18 protein-coding genes are annotated in these 18,685 nt (G+C 73.0%); 12 read left to right on the top strand and 6 right to left on the bottom strand.

Going from position 1 to position 18,685, the window contains the following annotated elements; genetic code table 11:
* The first annotated feature begins 254 nt into the window (after positions 1-254).
* Positions 255-1,670, top strand: coding sequence for a dihydrolipoyl dehydrogenase (gene lpdA / locus ACWEQL_RS14740; RefSeq protein ID WP_452150610.1), 1,416 nt, complete (start codon positions 255-257; stop codon positions 1,668-1,670).
* Positions 1,671-1,797: 127 nt separating this feature from the next.
* Here lpdA and ACWEQL_RS14745 read toward each other — a convergent pair whose 3' ends face one another.
* A complete protein-coding gene (locus ACWEQL_RS14745; RefSeq protein WP_452150611.1) occupies positions 1,798-2,340 on the bottom strand; it encodes an NUDIX hydrolase in 543 nt (180 codons plus the stop codon).
* 402 nt (positions 2,341-2,742) lie between these two features.
* Here ACWEQL_RS14745 and ACWEQL_RS14750 point away from each other — a divergent pair, with 402 nt between their 5' ends.
* Genes ACWEQL_RS14750 through ACWEQL_RS14760 form a run of 3 tightly spaced genes read left to right on the top strand, consistent with a single transcriptional unit; the run spans position 2,743 to position 5,971 of the window.
* Entirely contained in the window at positions 2,743-3,936 is a 1,194-nt protein-coding gene (locus ACWEQL_RS14750) for an NAD(P)/FAD-dependent oxidoreductase (RefSeq protein ID WP_452150612.1), read from the top strand.
* 11 nt (positions 3,937-3,947) lie between these two features.
* Positions 3,948-4,973 carry an ABC transporter permease gene (locus ACWEQL_RS14755; protein WP_452150613.1) on the top strand — a complete coding sequence of 342 codons (1,026 nt, stop codon included), beginning with the start codon at positions 3,948-3,950 and terminating at the stop codon, positions 4,971-4,973.
* A 41-nt stretch (positions 4,974-5,014) separates the two neighbouring features.
* Positions 5,015-5,971 (top strand): sigma-70 family RNA polymerase sigma factor, encoded by a 957-nt coding sequence (locus ACWEQL_RS14760; RefSeq protein ID WP_452150614.1) that lies wholly within the window; start codon positions 5,015-5,017, stop codon positions 5,969-5,971.
* A gap of 283 nt (positions 5,972-6,254) precedes the next feature.
* Here the strand turns inward: ACWEQL_RS14760 and ACWEQL_RS14765 are convergent, their stop codons facing one another.
* Positions 6,255-7,322 (bottom strand): glycosyltransferase family 2 protein, encoded by a 1,068-nt coding sequence (locus ACWEQL_RS14765; protein WP_452150615.1) that lies wholly within the window; start codon positions 7,320-7,322, stop codon positions 6,255-6,257.
* Between the two features lie 136 nt (positions 7,323-7,458).
* Here ACWEQL_RS14765 and ACWEQL_RS14770 point away from each other — a divergent pair, with 136 nt between their 5' ends.
* Together ACWEQL_RS14770 and thrS are read left to right on the top strand one after the other, a co-directional pair.
* Positions 7,459-8,184 (top strand): leucine-rich repeat domain-containing protein, encoded by a 726-nt coding sequence (locus ACWEQL_RS14770; RefSeq protein ID WP_452150616.1) that lies wholly within the window; start codon positions 7,459-7,461, stop codon positions 8,182-8,184.
* Positions 8,185-8,512: 328 nt separating this feature from the next.
* Positions 8,513-9,760, top strand: a complete 1,248-nt coding sequence (gene thrS / locus ACWEQL_RS14775) for a threonine--tRNA ligase (protein ID WP_452150654.1) — start codon at positions 8,513-8,515, stop codon at positions 9,758-9,760.
* Between the two features lie 14 nt (positions 9,761-9,774).
* On the opposite strand, the gene ACWEQL_RS14780 is transcribed toward thrS, so the two are convergent.
* Complete coding sequence (locus ACWEQL_RS14780; protein WP_452150617.1) at positions 9,775-10,467, bottom strand: DUF2306 domain-containing protein; 693 nt, start codon at positions 10,465-10,467, stop codon at positions 9,775-9,777.
* A gap of 274 nt (positions 10,468-10,741) precedes the next feature.
* Between ACWEQL_RS14780 and ACWEQL_RS14785 the strand changes: the two genes are divergently transcribed.
* The 3 genes from ACWEQL_RS14785 to ACWEQL_RS14795 all read left to right on the top strand — a co-directional run bounded on the left by ACWEQL_RS14785 (position 10,742) and on the right by ACWEQL_RS14795 (position 14,743).
* Positions 10,742-12,034, top strand: coding sequence for a sensor histidine kinase (locus ACWEQL_RS14785; protein WP_452150618.1), 1,293 nt, complete (start codon positions 10,742-10,744; stop codon positions 12,032-12,034).
* A 76-nt stretch (positions 12,035-12,110) separates the two neighbouring features.
* Positions 12,111-12,770: a response regulator gene (locus ACWEQL_RS14790; RefSeq protein WP_452150619.1), complete on the top strand. Its 660-nt coding sequence runs from the start codon at positions 12,111-12,113 to the stop codon at positions 12,768-12,770.
* A gap of 536 nt (positions 12,771-13,306) precedes the next feature.
* Positions 13,307-14,743 carry an NF041680 family putative transposase gene (locus tag ACWEQL_RS14795; RefSeq protein ID WP_452150655.1) on the top strand — a complete coding sequence of 479 codons (1,437 nt, stop codon included), beginning with the start codon at positions 13,307-13,309 and terminating at the stop codon, positions 14,741-14,743.
* Between the two features lie 47 nt (positions 14,744-14,790).
* Here ACWEQL_RS14795 and ACWEQL_RS14800 read toward each other — a convergent pair whose 3' ends face one another.
* Positions 14,791-15,363 carry a hypothetical protein gene (locus ACWEQL_RS14800; RefSeq protein WP_452150620.1) on the bottom strand — a complete coding sequence of 191 codons (573 nt, stop codon included), beginning with the start codon at positions 15,361-15,363 and terminating at the stop codon, positions 14,791-14,793.
* Positions 15,364-15,491: 128 nt separating this feature from the next.
* Here ACWEQL_RS14800 and ACWEQL_RS14805 point away from each other — a divergent pair, with 128 nt between their 5' ends.
* A complete protein-coding gene (locus tag ACWEQL_RS14805; RefSeq protein ID WP_452150621.1) occupies positions 15,492-15,638 on the top strand; it encodes a hypothetical protein in 147 nt (48 codons plus the stop codon).
* Between the two features lie 21 nt (positions 15,639-15,659).
* On the opposite strand, the gene ACWEQL_RS14810 is transcribed toward ACWEQL_RS14805, so the two are convergent.
* Together ACWEQL_RS14810 and ACWEQL_RS14815 are read right to left on the bottom strand one after the other, a co-directional pair.
* Positions 15,660-16,519 (bottom strand): IS5 family transposase gene (locus tag ACWEQL_RS14810; RefSeq protein ID WP_452150622.1). Its coding sequence is split into 2 segments (ribosomal slippage): positions 15,660-16,168 and positions 16,168-16,519, totalling 861 coding nucleotides; the frame shifts between segments, so codons are not numbered across the junction.
* Between the two features lie 54 nt (positions 16,520-16,573).
* Positions 16,574-16,828, bottom strand: a complete 255-nt coding sequence (locus ACWEQL_RS14815; protein ID WP_452150623.1) for a hypothetical protein — start codon at positions 16,826-16,828, stop codon at positions 16,574-16,576.
* A gap of 257 nt (positions 16,829-17,085) precedes the next feature.
* Here ACWEQL_RS14815 and ACWEQL_RS14820 point away from each other — a divergent pair, with 257 nt between their 5' ends.
* Positions 17,086-17,754 carry a hypothetical protein gene (locus tag ACWEQL_RS14820; RefSeq protein WP_452150624.1) on the top strand — a complete coding sequence of 223 codons (669 nt, stop codon included), beginning with the start codon at positions 17,086-17,088 and terminating at the stop codon, positions 17,752-17,754.
* A gap of 197 nt (positions 17,755-17,951) precedes the next feature.
* Positions 17,952-18,620: a ScbR family autoregulator-binding transcription factor gene (locus ACWEQL_RS14825; protein ID WP_452150625.1), complete on the top strand. Its 669-nt coding sequence runs from the start codon at positions 17,952-17,954 to the stop codon at positions 18,618-18,620.
* Positions 18,621-18,685 lie beyond the last annotated feature (65 nt).

Raw genomic sequence — 18,685 nt, forward strand, 5'->3', positions numbered from 1 at the left:
GATGACCGGCACCGCGTCGTCGTACTCGCGCCAACCGTCCCCGCCCGCGTCGCGGGGGGGGGCCCCCCCCCGGCCGCCCCCCGCCCCCGGCCGGCCCCCGCCGCCCGTCGCCCGCCCCCACCGCCACCGCCTGCATGAACCCGCCCGCAGCCCCTGCCCGAGCTGCCGGGCGTTGCGCGGGGTGCCACGATGACAGAAGATCACGTCTGACCGTGTCACCCGACGCGCGGCAGCCCTCGGAGGAGTCAAGCACCATGAGCAGCAGCACGCACTACGACGTCGTCGTCCTCGGCGCCGGCCCCGGCGGTTACACCGCGGCCGTCCGCTCGGCCCAGCTGGGCCTGCGCACCGCCGTCGTCGAGGCCAAGTACTGGGGCGGCGTCTGTCTGAACGTCGGCTGCATCCCCTCCAAGGCCCTGCTGCGCAACGCCGAGCTCGCGCACATCTTCACCAAGGAGGCCAAGACCTTCGGCATCAAGGTCGAGGGCCAGGTGAGCTTCGACTTCGGCGAGGCGTTCCGCCGCAGCCGCTCGGTCGCCGACGGCCGGGTCAAGGGCGTGCACTACCTGATGAAGAAGAACGGCATCACCGAGTACGACGGCCGTGGCACCTTCGTCGACGACCGTACGCTGCAGGTGGCGCTGAACGGCGGCGGCTTCGAGATCATCACCTTCGACCACTGTGTCATCGCGGCCGGTGCGACCACGCGCCTGCTGCCGGGCACCAGCCTGAGCGACCGCGTGGTGACCTACGAGGAGCAGATCCTCACCGAGGAGCTGCCGGAGAGCATCATCATCGCGGGCGCCGGCGCGATCGGCGTCGAGTTCGCGTACGTGCTGCACAACTACGGGGTCAAGGTGACCATCGTCGAGTTCCTCGACCGGATGGTGCCGCTGGAGGACGCCGAGGTCTCGGCGGAGCTGGCCAAGCAGTACCGCAAGCTCGGCATCCAGGTGCTGACCTCGACCCGGGTCGACTCGATCGACGACAAGGACCCGGCCGCCAAGGTCAAGGTCACCGTCACCACCAAGGACGGCCAGCAGCAGGTGCTGGAGGCCGACAAGGTGCTCCAGGCGATCGGGTTCGCGCCGCGGGTGCACGGCTACGGCCTGGAGAACACCGGCGTGAAGCTCACCGAGCGCGGCGCGATCGCGGTGGACGGCCGGGGCCGCACCAACGTGGAGCACATCTACGCGATCGGTGACGTCACCGCCAAGCTGATGCTGGCCCACGCGGCCGAGTCCATGGCCGTGATCGCCGCCGAGACCATCGCCGGCGCCGAGACCATGGAGCTCGACTTCGTGATGATCCCGCGGGCCACCTACTGCCAGCCGCAGATCGCCAGCTTCGGCTACACCGAGGCGCAGGCCCGCGAGCTCGGCTACGACGTCAAGGTCGCCAAGTTCCCGTTCACCGCGAACGGCAAGGCCCACGGTCTCGGTCACCCGATCGGCTTCGTCAAGGTGATCTGCGACGACACGCACGGCGAGCTGCTGGGCGCGCACCTGATCGGCCCCGAGGTCACCGAGCTGCTGCCCGAGCTGACCCTGGCGCAGCAGTGGGACCTCACCGTCCACGAGGTGGCCCGCAACGTCCACGCCCACCCGACCCTGGGCGAGGCCGTCAAGGAGGCGATCCACGGCCTGGCCGGCCACATGATCAACATGTGACACGACCGTGCGGTCCGCCCCGCCGGCCACCCGGCCGGCGGGGCGGCAGCGGACCCGCGCCGGCCGGGCGACACCGGCCGCGTACCGTGCCCGGGGCCGCAGCACCCGGGACCCGCACCGGACGGGCTCACACCCAGGTGTAGTTCCGGTCGGTGACCGGCTCCAGCTCGAACGCGGGCAGCGGTGCGCGCGGTGAGGCGAGCCCGGCGATGACCCCGCCGATCGGCGGGAACAGCGGCAGTCCGCCGATCTCGCGGTAGTCGATCCACACGACCTCGCCGACGTCGTGGCTGCCGTCGGGCAGTTCGTCGAACTCCTGGGCCGTCAGGGTGGCGCGGACCTCGGGAGTGACGTGGGTCCGGTAGATGAGGTGGATCTTGCGGGGTGACGCGGTCGGCCCGGGCCGGGTGACGCGGGCGTCCGCCATCCCGATCAGCTCCAGGCCGTCGGACCGCTCGGGCATGAGCCCGAGCTCCTCCCGCAGCTCCCGGGCGGCGGCGTCGCGGAAGTCCTCGCCGGCGTCCACGTTGCCGCCGACGGTGCTGTAGTGCGGCGAACCGGCACGGCTTCGGCGCAGCAGCGCGAGGTCGTCGCCGCAGAAGACCAGGCCGGTCACCCGGACCTTGACCGTCCGGAACGCTTCCCCGCTCGTCGCTCCGCTGGTGCTCATGGGCACGGACCTCCTCGGTGGACGTGGGCCGGGCCGGTCGCGCCCGGCGGTGCTTCCGGCCCAACGAACGGTAGGGCCCGGCGGTTCACGCCACACCCCGGAGCCCCCCGAGAGCTCACGAAGTGCCCCCGGAGGGCGCCCGGTCCAACACCGAGGGCCGGCCGCCGTGCCGAGCCGGGGATCCGGCGATCTCCAGGCCCCGGTGATTCCCTCGCCCGACCCGGTCCGCATCTCCACCGCCTCGGCTCCGCGCGCAGCCGGGCGTGCACCGCCCCGGCTTCGCACGCGGCCGGGCGATGACCCCGTGCTCCATGTGACCCGCATCACATTCGTTTCCTGTCAGGAATCGGGGCGCTGTCCCGCTCAAGCCACCGAGAACAGGCGGAACGACAGGAGAGAGACATGAAGCACCGCATCGTCGTCCTCGGTGCCGGCTATGCCGGGGCCTACGTGGCCGGGACCCTGGCCCGTCGGCTGTCCCCGGAGGACATCGAGATCACCGTGGTCAACGCCGCGCCGGACTTCGTCCAGCGGCTGCGGCTGCACCAGCTCGCGGCCGGGCAGGAGATCGAGGCTCCGAAGCTCGCCGACGTCTTCGCGGGCACGGGGATCCGGCTGCGCCTGGCCCGTGTCATGGCCGTCGACCCCGAGCGGCAGGTCGTCGCCGTGGCCGACGCCGACGGCGGCGGCGAGCTCGACTACGACACGCTCGTCTACGCGCTCGGCAGTCACGGCGACACCCACGGCGTCCCCGGCGTCGCCGAGCACGCGTTCGACGTCGCCGCCCGGCCCTCGGCGCTGCGCCTGCGCGAACGCCTGGCCGGCCTCGGCGACGGCGGGCGTGTGGTGGTCGTCGGCGACGGGTTGACCGGCATCGAGACCGCCACCGAGATCGCCGAGTCCCGGCCCGGCCTGCGGGTGGCACTGGTCGCCCGCGGCGAGCTGGGCGCCCGGCTCTCGGCAGGGGCCCGCGGCCACCTGCGCCGGGCGTGCGACCGGCTGGGCACCGCCGTCCTGGAGCACACCGATGTCGAGGCCGTCGAGGCGACACGGGTGCTGTGCGCCGACGGCACCGTCCTGGCGTCCGACGCGACCGTGTGGACCGCCGGGTTCACGGTCGATCCCCTCGCGACCGCCGCCGGGTTGGAGGTCACCGAGAACGATCGGATCGTCGTCGACCGCACCATGCGGTCGGTCTCGCACCCGGACGTCTACGCCGTCGGCGACAGCGCCTACGCCATCGGCGACAACGGCCGGCCGCTGCCGATGTCCTGCGCCTCGGCCGGCTACACCGGCCGGCAGGCCACGGACGCGATCGTGGGACGCCTGACCGACCGCACGATCGCGAACACCAAGCTGGAGTACCCGGGCAACCACATCAGCCTCGGGCGGCGGGACGGGATCCTTCAGATGGTCGACGAGGACGGCTGGGCGAAGCCGAAGTACATGGGCGGCCGGAAGGCCGCGCGGATCAAGGCGGGCATCGTCAGGATGTCACTCTGGGCCACCTCGCACCCGACCTTCGGCCTGCCCAAGCGCAAGCACCGCCTGGTCGCCGCGCCCGTCGGACCGTCCGCCGAGAAGGCGGTGGCGTAGCCGTGCGAACCGTGTCCTCACAGACCGCGCCCGCCGCCGAGGTCCCGCCCTCACCGTGGCCCACCGTGGCCAGGGCGGTCGCCCTGCTCACGGTGGGCATCAGCCTGCTGCTCACCGCCTTCGCCTGGCCGTCGGTACGCTCGTCGGTGCACGACGTGCCGATCGCCGTCGCCGGGCCCGCCTCCGCCGTCGAACAGCTCACCCTGTCCCTCGAACGACGGCTTCCCGGCGGCTTCGAGGTCACCGAGGTCCCCGACACCGCCGCCGCCGAACGACTGATCCGCGACCGCGAGGTGTACGGGGCGATCGACCTCAGCTCCGGCACCCCGCAGGTCATCACCGCGTCCGCCGCGAGCACCACCGTCGTCCAGACGCTGAACGGCATCGCGACCGGCCTGGGCCGGGCGGGGGGAACCAGTACGGCCGTCACCACCCGCGACCTCGTCCCGCTGCCGGCCGACGACCCGCGAGGCGCCGGACTGGCCGCCGGGGCCCTGCCGCTGGTCATGGGCGGCCTGCTCGCCGCCCTGCTCCTGACCAGGGTCGTCCGCGGCAGCGCCCGCCGCGTCACCGGAGCACTCACCTTCGCCGTGACCGGCGGACTCGCCGTGGCGGCGATCCTGCAGTTCTGGCTCGGCTCACTCGGCGGCTCCTACCTGGCGAACAGCGGCGCCGTCGCCCTGACCGTCGCGGCCACCTCCCTGGGCATCCTCGGTCTGGTGTCGCTGCTCGGGTACGTCGGCTTCGGCCTCGGCGCCGCCACCATGATGCTCGTCGGGAACCCCCTGTCCGGCACCGCGACCGCACCCGAGATGCTGCCGGGCCGCTCGGGCGCCCTCGGTCAGCTGCTGCCGCCCGGGGCCGGTGGCCGACTGCTACGTTCCACCGCCTTCTTCGACGGCCGCGGTGCCGCCTTCTCCGGCACCGTCCTGGCGGCCTGGCTCACGCTCGGGTTGGTGCTGTGCCTGGCCGGCGGCCTGCGCGCCCGCTCCACCGCCACCACCGTCGGGAACCCGGCCGCCCGTGCGACGGCCTGACCCCTTCGTCCACTTCCGCAAGATCCTCTAGGGTGGTCCCCGTGGACAGCACCGCCACTGATCGCTTCGACACCGCCCGGTTCGAGGCCGACCGCAACCGGCTGGCCTCGCTGGCGTACCGGCTGCTGGGCTCCGCCGTCGACGCCGAGGACGCCGTGCAGGACGCGTTCCTGCGCTGGCAGGCCGCCGACCGGCAGCGGATCGAGGTGCCGGAAGCCTGGCTGACCAAGGTCGTCACCAACCTCTGCCTCGACCGGCTCCGCTCGGCGCAGGCCCGCCGCGAACGCGCCGTCGGCGCCTGGCTGCCCGAACCGCTCCTCGACGGCGACCCGATGCTCGGTCCCGCCGACACCTTCGAGCAGCGTGAATCGGTCTCCCTGGCCGTGCTGACGCTCATGGAGCGTCTGTCACCCCACGAACGGGCCGTCTACGTCCTGCGCGAGGCCTTCTCGTACGGCCACGCCGAGATCGCCGAGATCCTCGACATCACCGAGTCCGCCAGCCAGCAGCACCTCCACCGGGCCCGACAGCGCGTCACGGCCGGCCGCCGCCGCGGCGGCGGCGAGGTCGACCCGGCGTCCGCACGCAGGATCGTCGAGGAGTTCCTCGCCGCCGCCTCCTCCGGCCGCACCGAACGCCTGGTGGCACTGCTCACCGACGACGTGATCGCGATCTCCGACGGCGCGGGCCTGGCCGAGAAGCTGCTCCGGTTCGACACGCCGCAGCGCGTCGCCGCCGTCGCCCGGGCCGGCTTCAAGCCCACCCCGGCGAAGCGGCGACTGGCCGGCGGCACGCCCGCCATCCACTACGCGGTCGTCAACGGCACCCCCGCCATCCTCAGCGTGGTCGGCGATCAGGTCGTCGGCTCCGTGACCTTCGACATCACGGGCGGAAGGATCGCTACCGTGCGCGGCATCGCCGCCCCCGCCCGCCTCACCCGCCTCACCGAAGCCTGGCGGCGGCTCGAACCGGACACGCCACTCATCAGCCGGTGGTGACCCGGCACCTGCGGCGGCCAGGCCCGGCACCCACATCTCCACACGACGTCGCCGACGTCGTGGCTCCCGTCGGGCAGCCCGTCGAACTCCTGCGTCGCCAGGGTGGCGCGGACCTCGGGGGTGACACGGGTCCGGTGGATCAGGTGGATCTTGCGGTGCGGTGCGGTGCGGTGCGGTCGGCCCGGGCCGGTTGACCCGGGCGTCCGCCATCCCGGTCGGTTCCAGGCCGTCGGACCGCCCGGGGATCGTTGGATCCCCGGGCCCCGGCCACGTGCGGAGCGGCTCAGCCCGCCGCGGGCGCGATCGGCTGCGGAGCCGGCTGCCGGCGCTGGACCACCTTGCGGCGGTAGAGCCGGTGCAGACGCTGGAGCGCCACGAACTGGTCCATCCGGTTGGAGAGCGTGAGCTGGTACTTGAGCCGCAGCAGCGAGTTGTTCAGGTTGCTGACGCGCTCCCGGCCGATGGCCTCCAGCAGCCGGCTCACGTGCTCCTGGAAGGCCGCCCGGTAGGCGCGGTCGCCGTCCGGCACCGACCAGAAGTACATCGGGATCTCCTCGACCAGGCAGTTGTGGTCGTAGGAGCCGAGGAAGTCGCGGTACTTGGGCTCGGGCTGCGCCTGCAGCCACTCGCGCACCAGCTCCATCGAGCGGACCCGGTCGACGATCACCTTGGGGTCGGTCTTCACCTGGGTGATCGACAGGTCGCCGGTGGTCTCGCGCATCCGCCAGTGGTAGATCGGCTCGGAGAGCACGTCCACGCTCTTGGCGATGTAGTGGTGGGGCACGCTCACCGGGGCGTCCTCGTACAGGATGCCCTCGGGGTAGAGCACCCCGACCTCGTCGAAGAAGCCGCGCCGGTAGACCTTGTTCCACGCCGTGCGGTCGGTGACCAGCGAGGGGAGTTCGCTGACGTGCGTCTTCAGCCGCGTCTCGGCGAACGGCTTGGTGTGCGCGCCCGACGGGAACAGGCCCGCGATCCGCAGCCGCAGCGCCTTGCCGGTGCAGAAGTCGGAGCCGGTGGTGTCCAGGGTGCCGACCATCAGCTCGTACGCGCCCGGCGGGAGGGTGTCGTCGCTGTCCACGAAGGTCAGGTACTCGGCGGCCGGGTCGATGTGCCGCCACCCGGTGTTGCGCGCCGCGCCGAGGCCCTTGTTCTCCTGCCGGACGAGCCGGAAGCGGGAGTCCCGGGCGACGTACTGCTCCGCGATCGAGGCACTGGAGTCGGTCGAGCCGTCGTCGACCAGGACGCACTCGAAGTCCTGGAACGTCTGGGCGATGATCGAGTCGAGGCACTCCGCTAGATAGCGCTCGACGTTGTAGATCGGGACGACGACGGAGAGGCGGGGGGCCATCGGTTGTGCGGGCCTTTCGATCAGGCGGTTCGGTGATGCACCCTACCGTGACGTGCTCGCGGGCCGGAAGCCGGTCGGCCACCCGGCCCCGCAGCCGCTCGCCGCCCGGCCCCGCACGAAGCGGGAGGATGCGACGGTGACCACATCCACCACGCTCAACCTCTGGCGCCGAGGGCTCGGCGAGGCCCCGGCGGACCTCTGGACGCGCACCGACCTGGAGGTGCTGATCCTCGCCGAGACCGGTCTCACCGCGCTCCCGCCCGCCGTCGGCCGGCTGCGCCGCCTGCGCACCCTGGACCTCGGCCACAACGCGCTGACCGCCGTCCCCGAGGAGATCGGTGAGCTCACCGCGCTCGGCGACTTCCTCTACCTGCACGACAACGCCCTCACCCGGCTGCCCGACTCCCTCGGCCGCCTCACCGCCCTGCGGTACCTCAACGTCGGCGAGAACCGCCTCACCGAGCTGCCCGCCACCCTCGGCGGGATGACCGGCCTGATCGAGCTCCGGGCCCAGCACAACCGGCTCATCACCCTCCCGGAGAGCCTCGGCGGCCTCCACCGGCTGCGCGAGCTGTGGCTGCGCGGCAACGCGCTCACCGCCCTCCCCGCCGGTACGGCCGGCCTCACCGAGCTGCGCCACCTCGACCTGCGCGACAACGCCTTCACGGCCGTCCCCGACGTCCTCGCCGCGCTGCCCCGGCTGCGCCACCTCGACCTGCGGTCCAACCGCCTCGCCGTACTGCCCGACTGGCTCACCGGGCTGCCGGCGCTGGAGAAACTGGACCTGCGCTGGAACGACCCGGCCCCGGCGCCCGGGCTGATCGCCGCCCTGGAGCGGCGCGGCTGCGTCGTGCTGCGCTGACCCGGGCAGGTCGGGACGCCGGACGGGTCCGGGCGCCGAACGCGTCCGGGCACCGAACGCGTCCGGGCTCCGGAAAACCGGTCGCCCGCCGCGTTCGGCCGTTGCTACGGTCACGGTATGAAGCGTGCCGCGATCGAGACGACGACGCCGGAGCAGGTCCCGGCGCGCTGACACCTGACGTTGTCCGAAGCCCCGGGGCGAGTGCCCCGGGGCTTCGTCGTTCCCCGGCCGTCCCACTCGCCCCTTCCGCACGAGTGGAGCCGACCCCGTGAAGCAGCCCCAGCCCGTACGCCACGCCCAGCCCGTACGCCGGCCCCGGCCCCGGCCCGTGGACGGTGCCCACCCCGACCCCCGGCCCGCGCCCGACCACCGACGGCTGGGCCGGGAGCTGGACCTGTTCGACACCGACCCGCTGATGGGCGCCGGCCTCCCGTACTGGCTGCCCGACGGCGCGGCCGTCCGGCACGCCCTGGAGGAGTTCATCCGCGAGCGCGAACGGCTCGCCGGCTACCGGCACGTCTACTCGCCCGTCCTCGGCAAACGCGAGCTGTACGAGATCTCCGGGCACTGGGACCACTACCGCGACGACATGTTCCCGCCGATGCGCCTCGGCGCGGAGGAGGTGGTGCTGCGACCGAGCCTCTGCCCCCACCACGCCCTGATCTACCGGTCCCGCTCCCACAGCTACCGCGAACTCCCGCTGCGGATGGCCGAACTGGGCGGCATGCACCGCGCGGAGCCGTCCGGCGTGCTCGGCGGGCTGACCCGGGTCCGGGCGATCCAGCTGAACGACGCCCACGTCTTCTGCACCCCGGAGCAGGCCGCCGACGAGGCCCTCGCCGCGCTGGAGCTGATCCGCGAGGCGCACGCCGCGCTCGGCGTCCGCCCGGTCCGGTACCGGCTCTCGCTGCCCGGCGCCGGCGGCAAGTACGTGGCCGACCCGGCCCTGTGGCGGCGGGCCGTCGCCCTGCTCACCGAGGTGCTCGACCGCTCCGGCCTGCCCCACGAGGCGGTCGAGGGCGAGGCGGCGTTCTACGGCCCGAAGATCGACGTGCAGATCGCGGACGCGGCCGGCCGGGAGTCCACCCTGTCCACCGTCCAGATCGACTTCCACCAGCCGGAGCGGTTCGGCCTGCACTACATCGGCCCGGACGGCGCCAGGCACCGGCCGGTCATGGTCCACCGCAGCGTCATCGGCAGCGTGGAGCGGCTGGTCGCCCACCTCATCGAGCTGTACGGCGGGGCCTTCCCGGCCTGGCTGGCCCCCGTCCAGGTGCTGGTCCTGCCGGTCTCGGACGGCGAGCTCGGGCAGGCCGAGGAGCTGCGTCGGCGCTGCCTGGTCCAGGGGCTGCGCGCGGAGGTCGCCGGACCGGAGCACGGCACCCTCGGTGCCCGCGTCCGCGCGGCCCGCCAGGTCCCGTACCTGGCGGTCGTCGGCCCCGCGGAGGCGGCCGACGACCGGGTGGCGCTGCGCCTGCGGGACGGCCGGCGCCCCGGCGTCCTGCCCGCGGCCGAGGCGCTGGCCCGGGTCCGCGCCCTGGTGGACGCCCGCAGCCCGGAACTCTGGGACGAGTGAGGGGCCCGGGCCGGTCACCGCTCCGCGCGGTGCCCGGCCCGGACGGCGGCAGGTCCGTCCCCGGCCCGGACGCCGGCGGCCAGGCGTTCGGCCACCACCAGGTTGATCAGCCAGCAGGTCCAGGCCGCCGTCGCGTACGCCTGGTCGAAGGGCACGCCGATCGCACCCATCACCGGCAGCCACAGCCGCAGCGTGCCGGCGCCGAGGATCAGCGCGTACGAGCGGATCATCCACACCCGGTGGCGGACCACCTCGCCCCGCCGGATCGTCACGAACGCCGCCACCGAGGACCACAGCAGCAGAACCCCCATCACCGTGAACCCCATCGGGGCGATCGGGCCGACCAGCCCGCGCGGCGCCAGCAGCAGGCCACCCACCCCGGTGAACAGCACGGCCACCAGGTAGATCCGGCCGGACACCCGGTGCACCCGGGGCCACCGCGCCCGCAGCCCGGACCGGAACTGGAACGGTCCCAGCGCCATCGCCACGATTCCGGCGCCCACGTGCAGGATCAGCGGCACGAGGTTCGCGACGTAGACCGCCCGCTGCTCCTCCAGGAAGGTGTCCGGGTCCAGGGTGAGGTAGCGCGCGGTGAACAGCACCGTCAGAGCGGCCAGCCCGGTCATCGCGGCCCAGCCGGCCCGGCGTACTGTCGCGGTCTTCATCGTCCGTACCTCGCGGGGGAGTTCGGAGGGGCGTTCGGTCATGGCCGGAACGCTACGGAGCACCCCGGCGGCCGGCGTCCCCCGCGCGGGGTCACCCCGGGTACCCCCGACGGCCGCCCGGGTACCCCCACAGGGCGATGCGCCCGCCCCGCACGCTGGCTAACGTCCGTCCCGGGTGCCGCACCGGTGGCGCCCGACCGGCCCGGACCGGTGCCCGGTGCCCGAGCCCGCAGTGACCCCGAGCCCGCAGTGACCCCGAGCCCGAGAAGACCCCCAGCCCGAGAAGACCCCCAGCCCGCAGAGACCGGAGCCCGCGATGAACCCGCCGCCACCGCCGTCCTCGGCGCCCCCGCGGCCCACGGCCCGTACGGTGCGCGTGGCCCGCCCGGCCCCTACGGCCACTCTCCGTGCCCTCCGCGCCCTCCTCGACGGCCCGGCCCCGGACACCGCGCTGGCCGCCGCGTTCGTGGCCGTGATGGCCTACGAACGCGTGACCGCCGGGCTGTCGCCCACCGTCCTGCCGGCCGCCCTCGCGCTGAGCGCCGCCGTCGCCGGGCCGCTCGCGCTGCGCCGCCGTGCCCCGCTGGCCGCCTACCTGACCGGCTCCGCGGCCCTCTCCGTCGAGGCGCTGTTCGTCCTCCCCAGCCCGGTCTCCCCGTACGCCAACCTGATCGGCCTCTACTCGCTCGGCCTGCACGCCACCCGCCGCCGGGCCCAGGTGGCCCCGGTCATCGTGCTGTTCGGTATGGCGGCCTACTTCACCGACCTCGACGGGCCGGGGCGCTACGCGGAGATCCCGGCCGGTGTGCTGTTCCTCTGGCTGCTCGCCTGGGCGGTCGGCTACGGCACCGCCCGCCGCCAGGAGGAGCGTGACGCCGCCCGCCGGCTGCTGCGCCGACGCGTCGCCGCCGAGGAACGCGCCCGGCTGGCACGGGAGTTGCACGACCTGGTCGGCCACACGGTCAGCCTGATGCTGGTCCAGGCCGGCGCCGCCCGCCGCCTGCTGGACCGCGACCCCGACCGCACCCGCGAACTGATCACCGGCGTCGAGCAGACCGGCCGCGAGGCGCTCGACGAGCTCGACCGCATCCTCGGCCTGCTGCGCCGCACCGCGCCCGCCACCGCCGTCGACACGGCCGACGCGGCGGACAGGACGGACGGGACCGACCGGGCGGACGGGACCGACGGGGCCGACAGGGCCGACGAGAGCCCCAGCCTCCAACCCGGCCTCGCCGACCTGCCCCGGCTGGCCGAACGGGTGCGCCGGACCGGCCTGCGGGTCACCGTCCGGATCGACCCGGCCACCCCGGGTCTCCCGCGCACGGTCGACGTGTCGGCGTACCGGATCGTCCAGGAGGCGCTGACCAACACCGTGCGGCACGCCCGCGCCGAGCACGCCGAGGTCACCGTGCGGCGCGGCGGCGCCGGACCGGGGGAGCGGCTCGACATCGAGGTGCGCGACGACGGGCGAGGCGCCGCGGCCGGCTGCGTGCCCGGCCGGGGGCTGCTGGGCATCGCCGAGCGGGTCTCCATCCTCGGCGGCCGGGTGGAGCACGGCGGGGCCGAACGCGGCGGCTTCCGGGTACGCGCCGAACTGCCGCTGACATGATGGGCCGACGCCGATGAGGCCGATGCCGATGGGGCCGGCGCCGACAAGGCCGACGGACCGGGTGGAGGGTGCCGCGATGATCAGGGTCCTGCTGGCCGACGACGACGCCCTGCTGCGGGCCGGCGTCGCCCTCGTCCTCGGCACCGAGGACGGCATCGAGGTGGTCGGCGAGGCCTCCGACGGGCTGCGGGCGGTCGAACTGTGCCGGACGCTGCACCCCGACGTGGTGCTGATGGACGTGCGGATGCCCGGCGTGGACGGCGTCGAGGCGACCCGGCGGATCGTCGGCGAGGGACTGCCGGTCCGGGTGCTGGTGCTCACCACCTTCCACCACGACGACTACGTGTGGGGGGCGTTGCGGGCCGGGGCCGACGGCTTCCTGCTCAAGCGGGCCTCCCCGGAACGCCTGATCGACGCGGTGCGCACGGTCGCCGCCGGCGAGGCCCTGCTCGACCCGGCCGTCACCCGCGACCTGGTCGGCCACCTGGTCGCCCGCGCGCCCGGGCCGGACACCGCCGAGGGCGGCCGGCTGGCCCGGCTGACCGCGCGCGAGCGGCAGGTCCTGCGGCTGGCCGCCGAGGGCCGCTCCAACGCCGAGATCGCCGACGTACTGGTGCTCGCCGAGTCCACCGTGAAGACCCACATGAAACGGGTGCTCGCCAAGACCGACGCCCGCGACCGCGCCCAGGCGGTCGCCCTCGCCTACCGGGGCGGCCTGATGTCCGCCCCGGACTAGCTTGTTCTTTAACTTGTGGCTTCTTGGAGTCCGTCCGGGGAAGCTGGGCGCATGACTGTTGACTCATCTTCCGACTCAGCGCAGACCCGGGACCGGGAAGCTGTCGAGCAGCTTCTGGGCCGCCCGTTGAACCATGCGTGGCCGACGGGTGCGCTGGCCCCAGGCAGCCGGGTCACGGTGGTCCGCGACCCGGGGTGGGGTGGGCCGTGGCAGGTGGAGTTCCTGGGCACGATCGACGCGATGGGAGCGCCGGAGCCCGTTGGGAACCCTCGGGCAGGGGACGGCGAGTTGGCGTACTGGGTCAGCTTCGACGAACCGCAGTACGACAGCAATGGTGGCGGCCCGTATCGGAAGGCCCAGATCTGGGCCCGGTACCTGCGGACCGGGCCTGCTCAAGCCGTGTGATCCGCAGCGGGATTACTGTCGTCAGCTTCGCCCGCATCCCGACGGGCTTGGCCGTTCGCCGGACAGTGGAGCGGCCTTGGGGTGATCATGTGCGCTGTCGAGACGCCGTGATCCAACCCAAGGCCGTGAAGGTGAGTCTGCTGCACGACGCCGCCCACGTCGAATCCCTGGCCGTGTTGTCCGGGTTCCGGGCCGACTTCTACGACTGCCTGACCGCCCGCGCGGATGCCCTGTTCGAGCTGACGGATGCGCTGCTGTGCGCCGACGGACCGGTGAAGTCCTTGGTCGACCTGACGCTGATTGCCGAGCACCGACGAGGCCACGGCGCGCTCTACGACGGACTGAACTGCGGCCGGATCGAGGCGAACCGGCTGCGTGCCGAACTGGCCGGGCTGCCCCTGCCGCGGACGGACGACGGCCGGATCGTGCTGGCGGTGGACGTCAGCCCGTGGTTGCGTTCCGACGCGCCGACCAGCGCGGACAGGCTGTTCTGCCATGTCTACGGTCGGGCGAAGAGCGTCTCGCAGTTCATTCCGGGCTGGCCGTACTCCTTCGTGGCCGCGCTGGAGTCCGGGCGCACGTCATGGACCGGGATCCTGGACGCAGTCCGGCTCGGGCCTGAAGACGATGCCACTGCGGTGACCGCCGACCAGCTCCGCGGCGTGGTCCAACGGCTGATCGCGGCCGGACACTGGCACGAGGGCGATCCGGACATCCCGGTGGTGATGGACGCCGGCTACGACGTCACCCGGCTCGCGTTCGTGCTGGCGGACCTGCCCGTCGAGGTGCTTGGCCGGATCCGCTCCGACCGGGTGCTGCGGCTGCCCAAACCGCCCAGACTGCCGGGAACCACCGGACGGCCGCCCAAGCACGGTCCCGAGTTCGCGCTGGCCAAGCCCGCCACCTGGCCGGAGCCCGAGCACATCACGACCACCGAGACGACCCGCTACGGCACCGCCACGGCCCGTAGCTGGGACCGGCTTCACCCGCGGCTCACGCACCGCACCTGCTGGCTCGACCACGACGGTGAACCGCCGGTCATCGAGGGCACATTGCTCCGCCTGGAGGTCGACCACCTGTCCGGAGACCGCAACCCCGACCCGGTCTGGTTGTGGTCCTCGGCCATCGACGCCACCGCCTCCGATATCGACCGCTGGTGGCGGTCCTACTTGCGCAGATTCGACCTCGAACACACCTTCCGGCTGTTCAAACAGACCCTGGGCTGGACTCGCCCGAAGATCCGCACTCCCGAGGCCGCCGACCGCTGGACCTGGATCGTCATCGCCGCCCACACCCAGCTCCGCCTCGCCCGCCCTCTGGCCGAGGATCTCCGCCGGCCGTGGGAGAAGCCCGCCGAGCCGGGACGGCTCACTCCGGCCCGGGTCCGGCGCGGGTTCCGGAACATCCGCCCGATGACCGCTCTGCCCGCCAGGGCACCGAAACCCGGCAGGCCCGGTCCTGGACGCCCGCACGGCTCGAAGAACCGCAGGCCCGCTCCCCGCTACGACGCAGGCAAGACCGTCAAACGCGGCCTCACCATGGCCGAACATCAAGATCGAAAAGGTTAAAGAACAAGCTAGAGCCTGTCTCTTTGATGCGGAGCGGGTCGGTTCGGTCAGCCATTGCGCATGCGCTGCCGGGTGTAGGCGGCCGTGACGACGGCGACCAGCGGTCCCCACAGCAACAGCGGCACGTAGCAGGCGTTCATGATCCAGGCTGCTACTCCCTGGGGACCGTCCGAGCCGCCCGCGTCGGCGGGCATGCCGCCCAAGAACATCGGCAGTGTGACCGCCGTCGCCGCAAGAGACCCCAGTGCCGCCGGAACGACCACCGCCCACATCGGGATACGCCTGCCGCCCAGAACGGGGAGCCAGGACGGGACCCTCTCGCCCCACGGCCTGACCAGACCCACCGTCAGGAAGGCAAGTCCCTCGGTGACGAGGGTCAGCAACGTGATGTAGGAGGAGGTTTCCAGACCAGGCTGCCAGTCCTTCGCGAGTTCTCCGCTCCAGCCGACAGGAATACCCATCGCCATTGCCATCCGCCACAACCCTGACGGCAACACGACCAGTGGCACGGCTTTCGCTGCCAACACCACCCAACGAGGAGTGAGGGCAGCGGTGTCTTCAGTGATGCCGCTGCCGGCGTCAGTGTTCGGATCGGCGAGCAGCGGCTTTGCTGAGATCACGGCAATCTCCTGAGTGGCATGGGCAACGCCACAACGCTCACAGAGTGCCTCGCCGCCCACATCCCCCCACAGAACCGCCCTTGGTCACCCGTCCGAGCCGGCCTTCATCCACCTGTAGAAGGAGGGCCATGCGGGAGGTGATCGACAGGCACGACATCCTGATCGTGCACGTCGATCAGCGGGGTCTCTTCGACGGGCACCGGCAGGAGGCCAACATCCTGGCCGACACCTTTGACGGAGAGCAGAACCGGCTCGTCGTCCATCGGCTGGCCTGACGAACCCCTCGGACGCCTTGCTCAGCGCCGGGTCCAGATAAGGATGGCGGCAAGGTGCAGTGTGGCCTGGTAAGCGATGGCGAGCTTGTCGGTCCGCATGGCGAGGCCGCGCCACTGCTTGAGTCGGGCGATGCACCGCTCGACGGCATTGCGTTCCTTGTATGTCTCGGCGTCGAAGGCGGGCGGGCGGCCTCCGGCGCGGCCTCGCCGCAGACAGTGGCCGATCTGGTCGGAGGGCTGGGGGATGACAGCGCGAATGCCGCGGCGGCGGAGGTGACTCCGGATCGCGCGGGATGAGTATGCGCGGTCCGCCAGGACGGCATCGGGTCGGGTTCTCGGTCGTCCGGGGCCGGTGCGCGGAACACGGATGGCGGCCATGACGGTCTCGAAGACCGGGGCGTCACCCGCCTGGCCTGCGGCGACATGGAGGGCCAGCGGTCGTGCATGGCCGTCGCCGGCAAGGTGGATCTTTGTGCTCAGGCCGCCTCGGGAGCGTCCAAGCGCGTGGTCGTCGGGTTCGGCCTGGCCTGGAGCCCCCTTTTCCGGGCGCCTGCTGCGTGCTGGTGAGCTCGGCAGACGGTGGAGTCCACCGACACGGTCCAGCCGATGTCGTCGGCACCCTCGGCCGCTGCCAGCACCGCGGCAAGGATGCGTTTCCAGGTGCCGTCCACGGCCCATCGGATCAACCGCTTGTGGGCGGTCTGGAACGAGCCGAGCTCGTCCGGCAGGTCCCGCCGGGGCGAGCAGGTGCGGTACTTCCACGCGATGGCCTCCAGGGTTCGGCGGTGATCGGCCCACCGTCGGCCGCGGACTGGATGGGCCGGCATCAGCGGCTCGATCCGGTCCCACATCGCATCAGTGATCACTAACCGGACGGACATATCCGATCAACTGATCAGCCCATCAAAGAGACACGCTCTAGGCGTCGGGGTGCCTCAGCCCTGCCCCAGCAGCCGGGCGAGGTCGTAGCCGAGTGAGCCGACCACCGGCAGTGCGCCCAGGTCGGTGATCCCGCCGACCGGGATGCTGTACCCCTGGTTGACCTGCCCGGCCGGCTCCGCCCGTTCCGCTGCCGACGCGCTCGCCCCGGCCGGTACCACGGCGGCCGTCATCGCGGCGAGCAGCACCGGTACGCCGAGCGTCCTGCGGGTCCAGTGGGTCCGGCGGGCGATTCGGGTCGTGCGCGTCATCGGGCTGCCTCCGGGAGTGCGGATCCGCGCGAGTTCGGTTGCGCGCGTCGGGATCCGCGCCAGTCGGATCCGCCCACACAACGCCCCGTGCCCGCCGCGGTCACGGCCGGTTGAGCCGATCGGGTGGATAGGTCGGATGATCCGAGTAGTCGGGGATTCCCGAGGTGGGCTGATTTCCGCCCGATGGCGGGCATACGATCGGTGCAGCGACCAGCCGCCCCGGCCCGACCAGCCGCCCCGATCCGATGAGGCCAGGCATGGACCACCGTCCCCCCTATTCCGGCGAGCAGCACGGGCGCGCCGGGTGCGCCCAGTGCCGGGCGCCGCTGTCCGAGGCCGAGCGGCAGGGCGACCGGCCGCCCGCCGGGCTCTGCCGGGCCTGCCGCAGCGTGTACCTGAACGCGCACCCGGTGGCGCGGGTGCTGGCGGCGCTGCCGCCCGTGCTGCTGCGGGCGTGCGGGGGGAGCGCGGACGCGCTGGTGCGGGAGACGGTGCGCGAGGAGCTCCAGCGGCTGTCGGCGGACGTGCTGATCGCCCGGATCGAGCGGCGGTGGTGGGCGTTCTGGTCGCACCGCCCGCTGAGCGTGCCGCGCAGCGAGGACGACCAGGGCTACGGGCCGGACGACGTCGCGTACTGGCTGGTGATCCCGCACCCGTGCCGGGTGACGCAGTGCGAGGACGGCTGGCTGCTGGACGACAGCGGGGTCTGCCCGGTGTGCCGGCCGGTCGGCCGGATGGAGCCCGAGACGGTGGACTGGGAGCCGGAGCGGCGGGCCGACCCCGTACGGGCGGCGGCGATCGCGGCCGACATCCGGCGCGAACTGCGCTGGCGCCACGGCGTGCCCCGCTCGGGCCGGACCGCCGGTCTCACGGCGCAGCGCGTCACCCCGGTGCCCGCGCCGCCCCCTGAGCGCCCCCGGCCGTAAGGGCCCGCATCGACGTAGGGCCCGCCGGCCGCCCCCACGGAGTGGTACGGCCGGTGAGTCGCGCGGGCCGTGGGTGCACCCACGGTGACCTGCGGCACTGTCGCATCGAACCGAAGCGGACAGTAAGGTACGGACTGTTTGGTTTGGTTTCAGCGCGCGGCAGCGGCAGGATGCGCCGGCAGTGGCAGGAGGGCGCCGTGGCGCGGCAGGAACGTGCGGTACGCACCCGGCGGGCGATCCTGGAGGCGGCCGCCTCGGTGTTCGACGAGGTCGGCTACGAGGCCGCCACGATCGGCGAGGTGGTCGCGCGGGCCGGGGTGACCCGCGGCGCGCTGTACTTCCACTTCGCCTCCAAGCAGAAGCTCGCGGAGGGCGTGGTCGAGGAGCAGTTCCGCCAGGAGCCGGTGCCGTCCCGGGCGTGCAAGCTGCAGGAGCTCGTCGACACCGGCATGGTGATCGCCCACCTGATGCCGCGGGACCCGCTGCTGAGCGCCGGGGCACGGCTGGCGCTCGGCCAGGACACCTTCGACGGCCTGCGGGGCGGGGCGATCGTCGGGTGGATCGCCCGGCTGGAGACGGTCCTGACGGAGGCCCGGGACCAGGGCGAGCTGCTGCCCCACGTGGTCCCGGCCGACACCGCCTGGCTGATCACCGCCTGCTGGACGGGCACCCAGATCCAGTCGCAGAAGCTGGCCAACCGCGCGGACCTGGAGCAGCGGATCTCCACCCTGTTCCGGCACCTGATGCCGAGCATCGCCATGCCCGGCGTGCTGGCCAGCCTGCGGATCGACCCGGGCCGCGGGGCCCAGGTCGCCGCCGAGCTGGCCGCCCTCCGGGCGGACGAAGCGGTCACGGCCGCCGACTGAGCCCGTCAGGCCTCCGGTCGTCCGGGTACCGGGAAACAAACAGCGGGGACGGTTTCACCAGTGCT

The organism is Kitasatospora sp. NPDC004240, assembly GCF_053603215.1.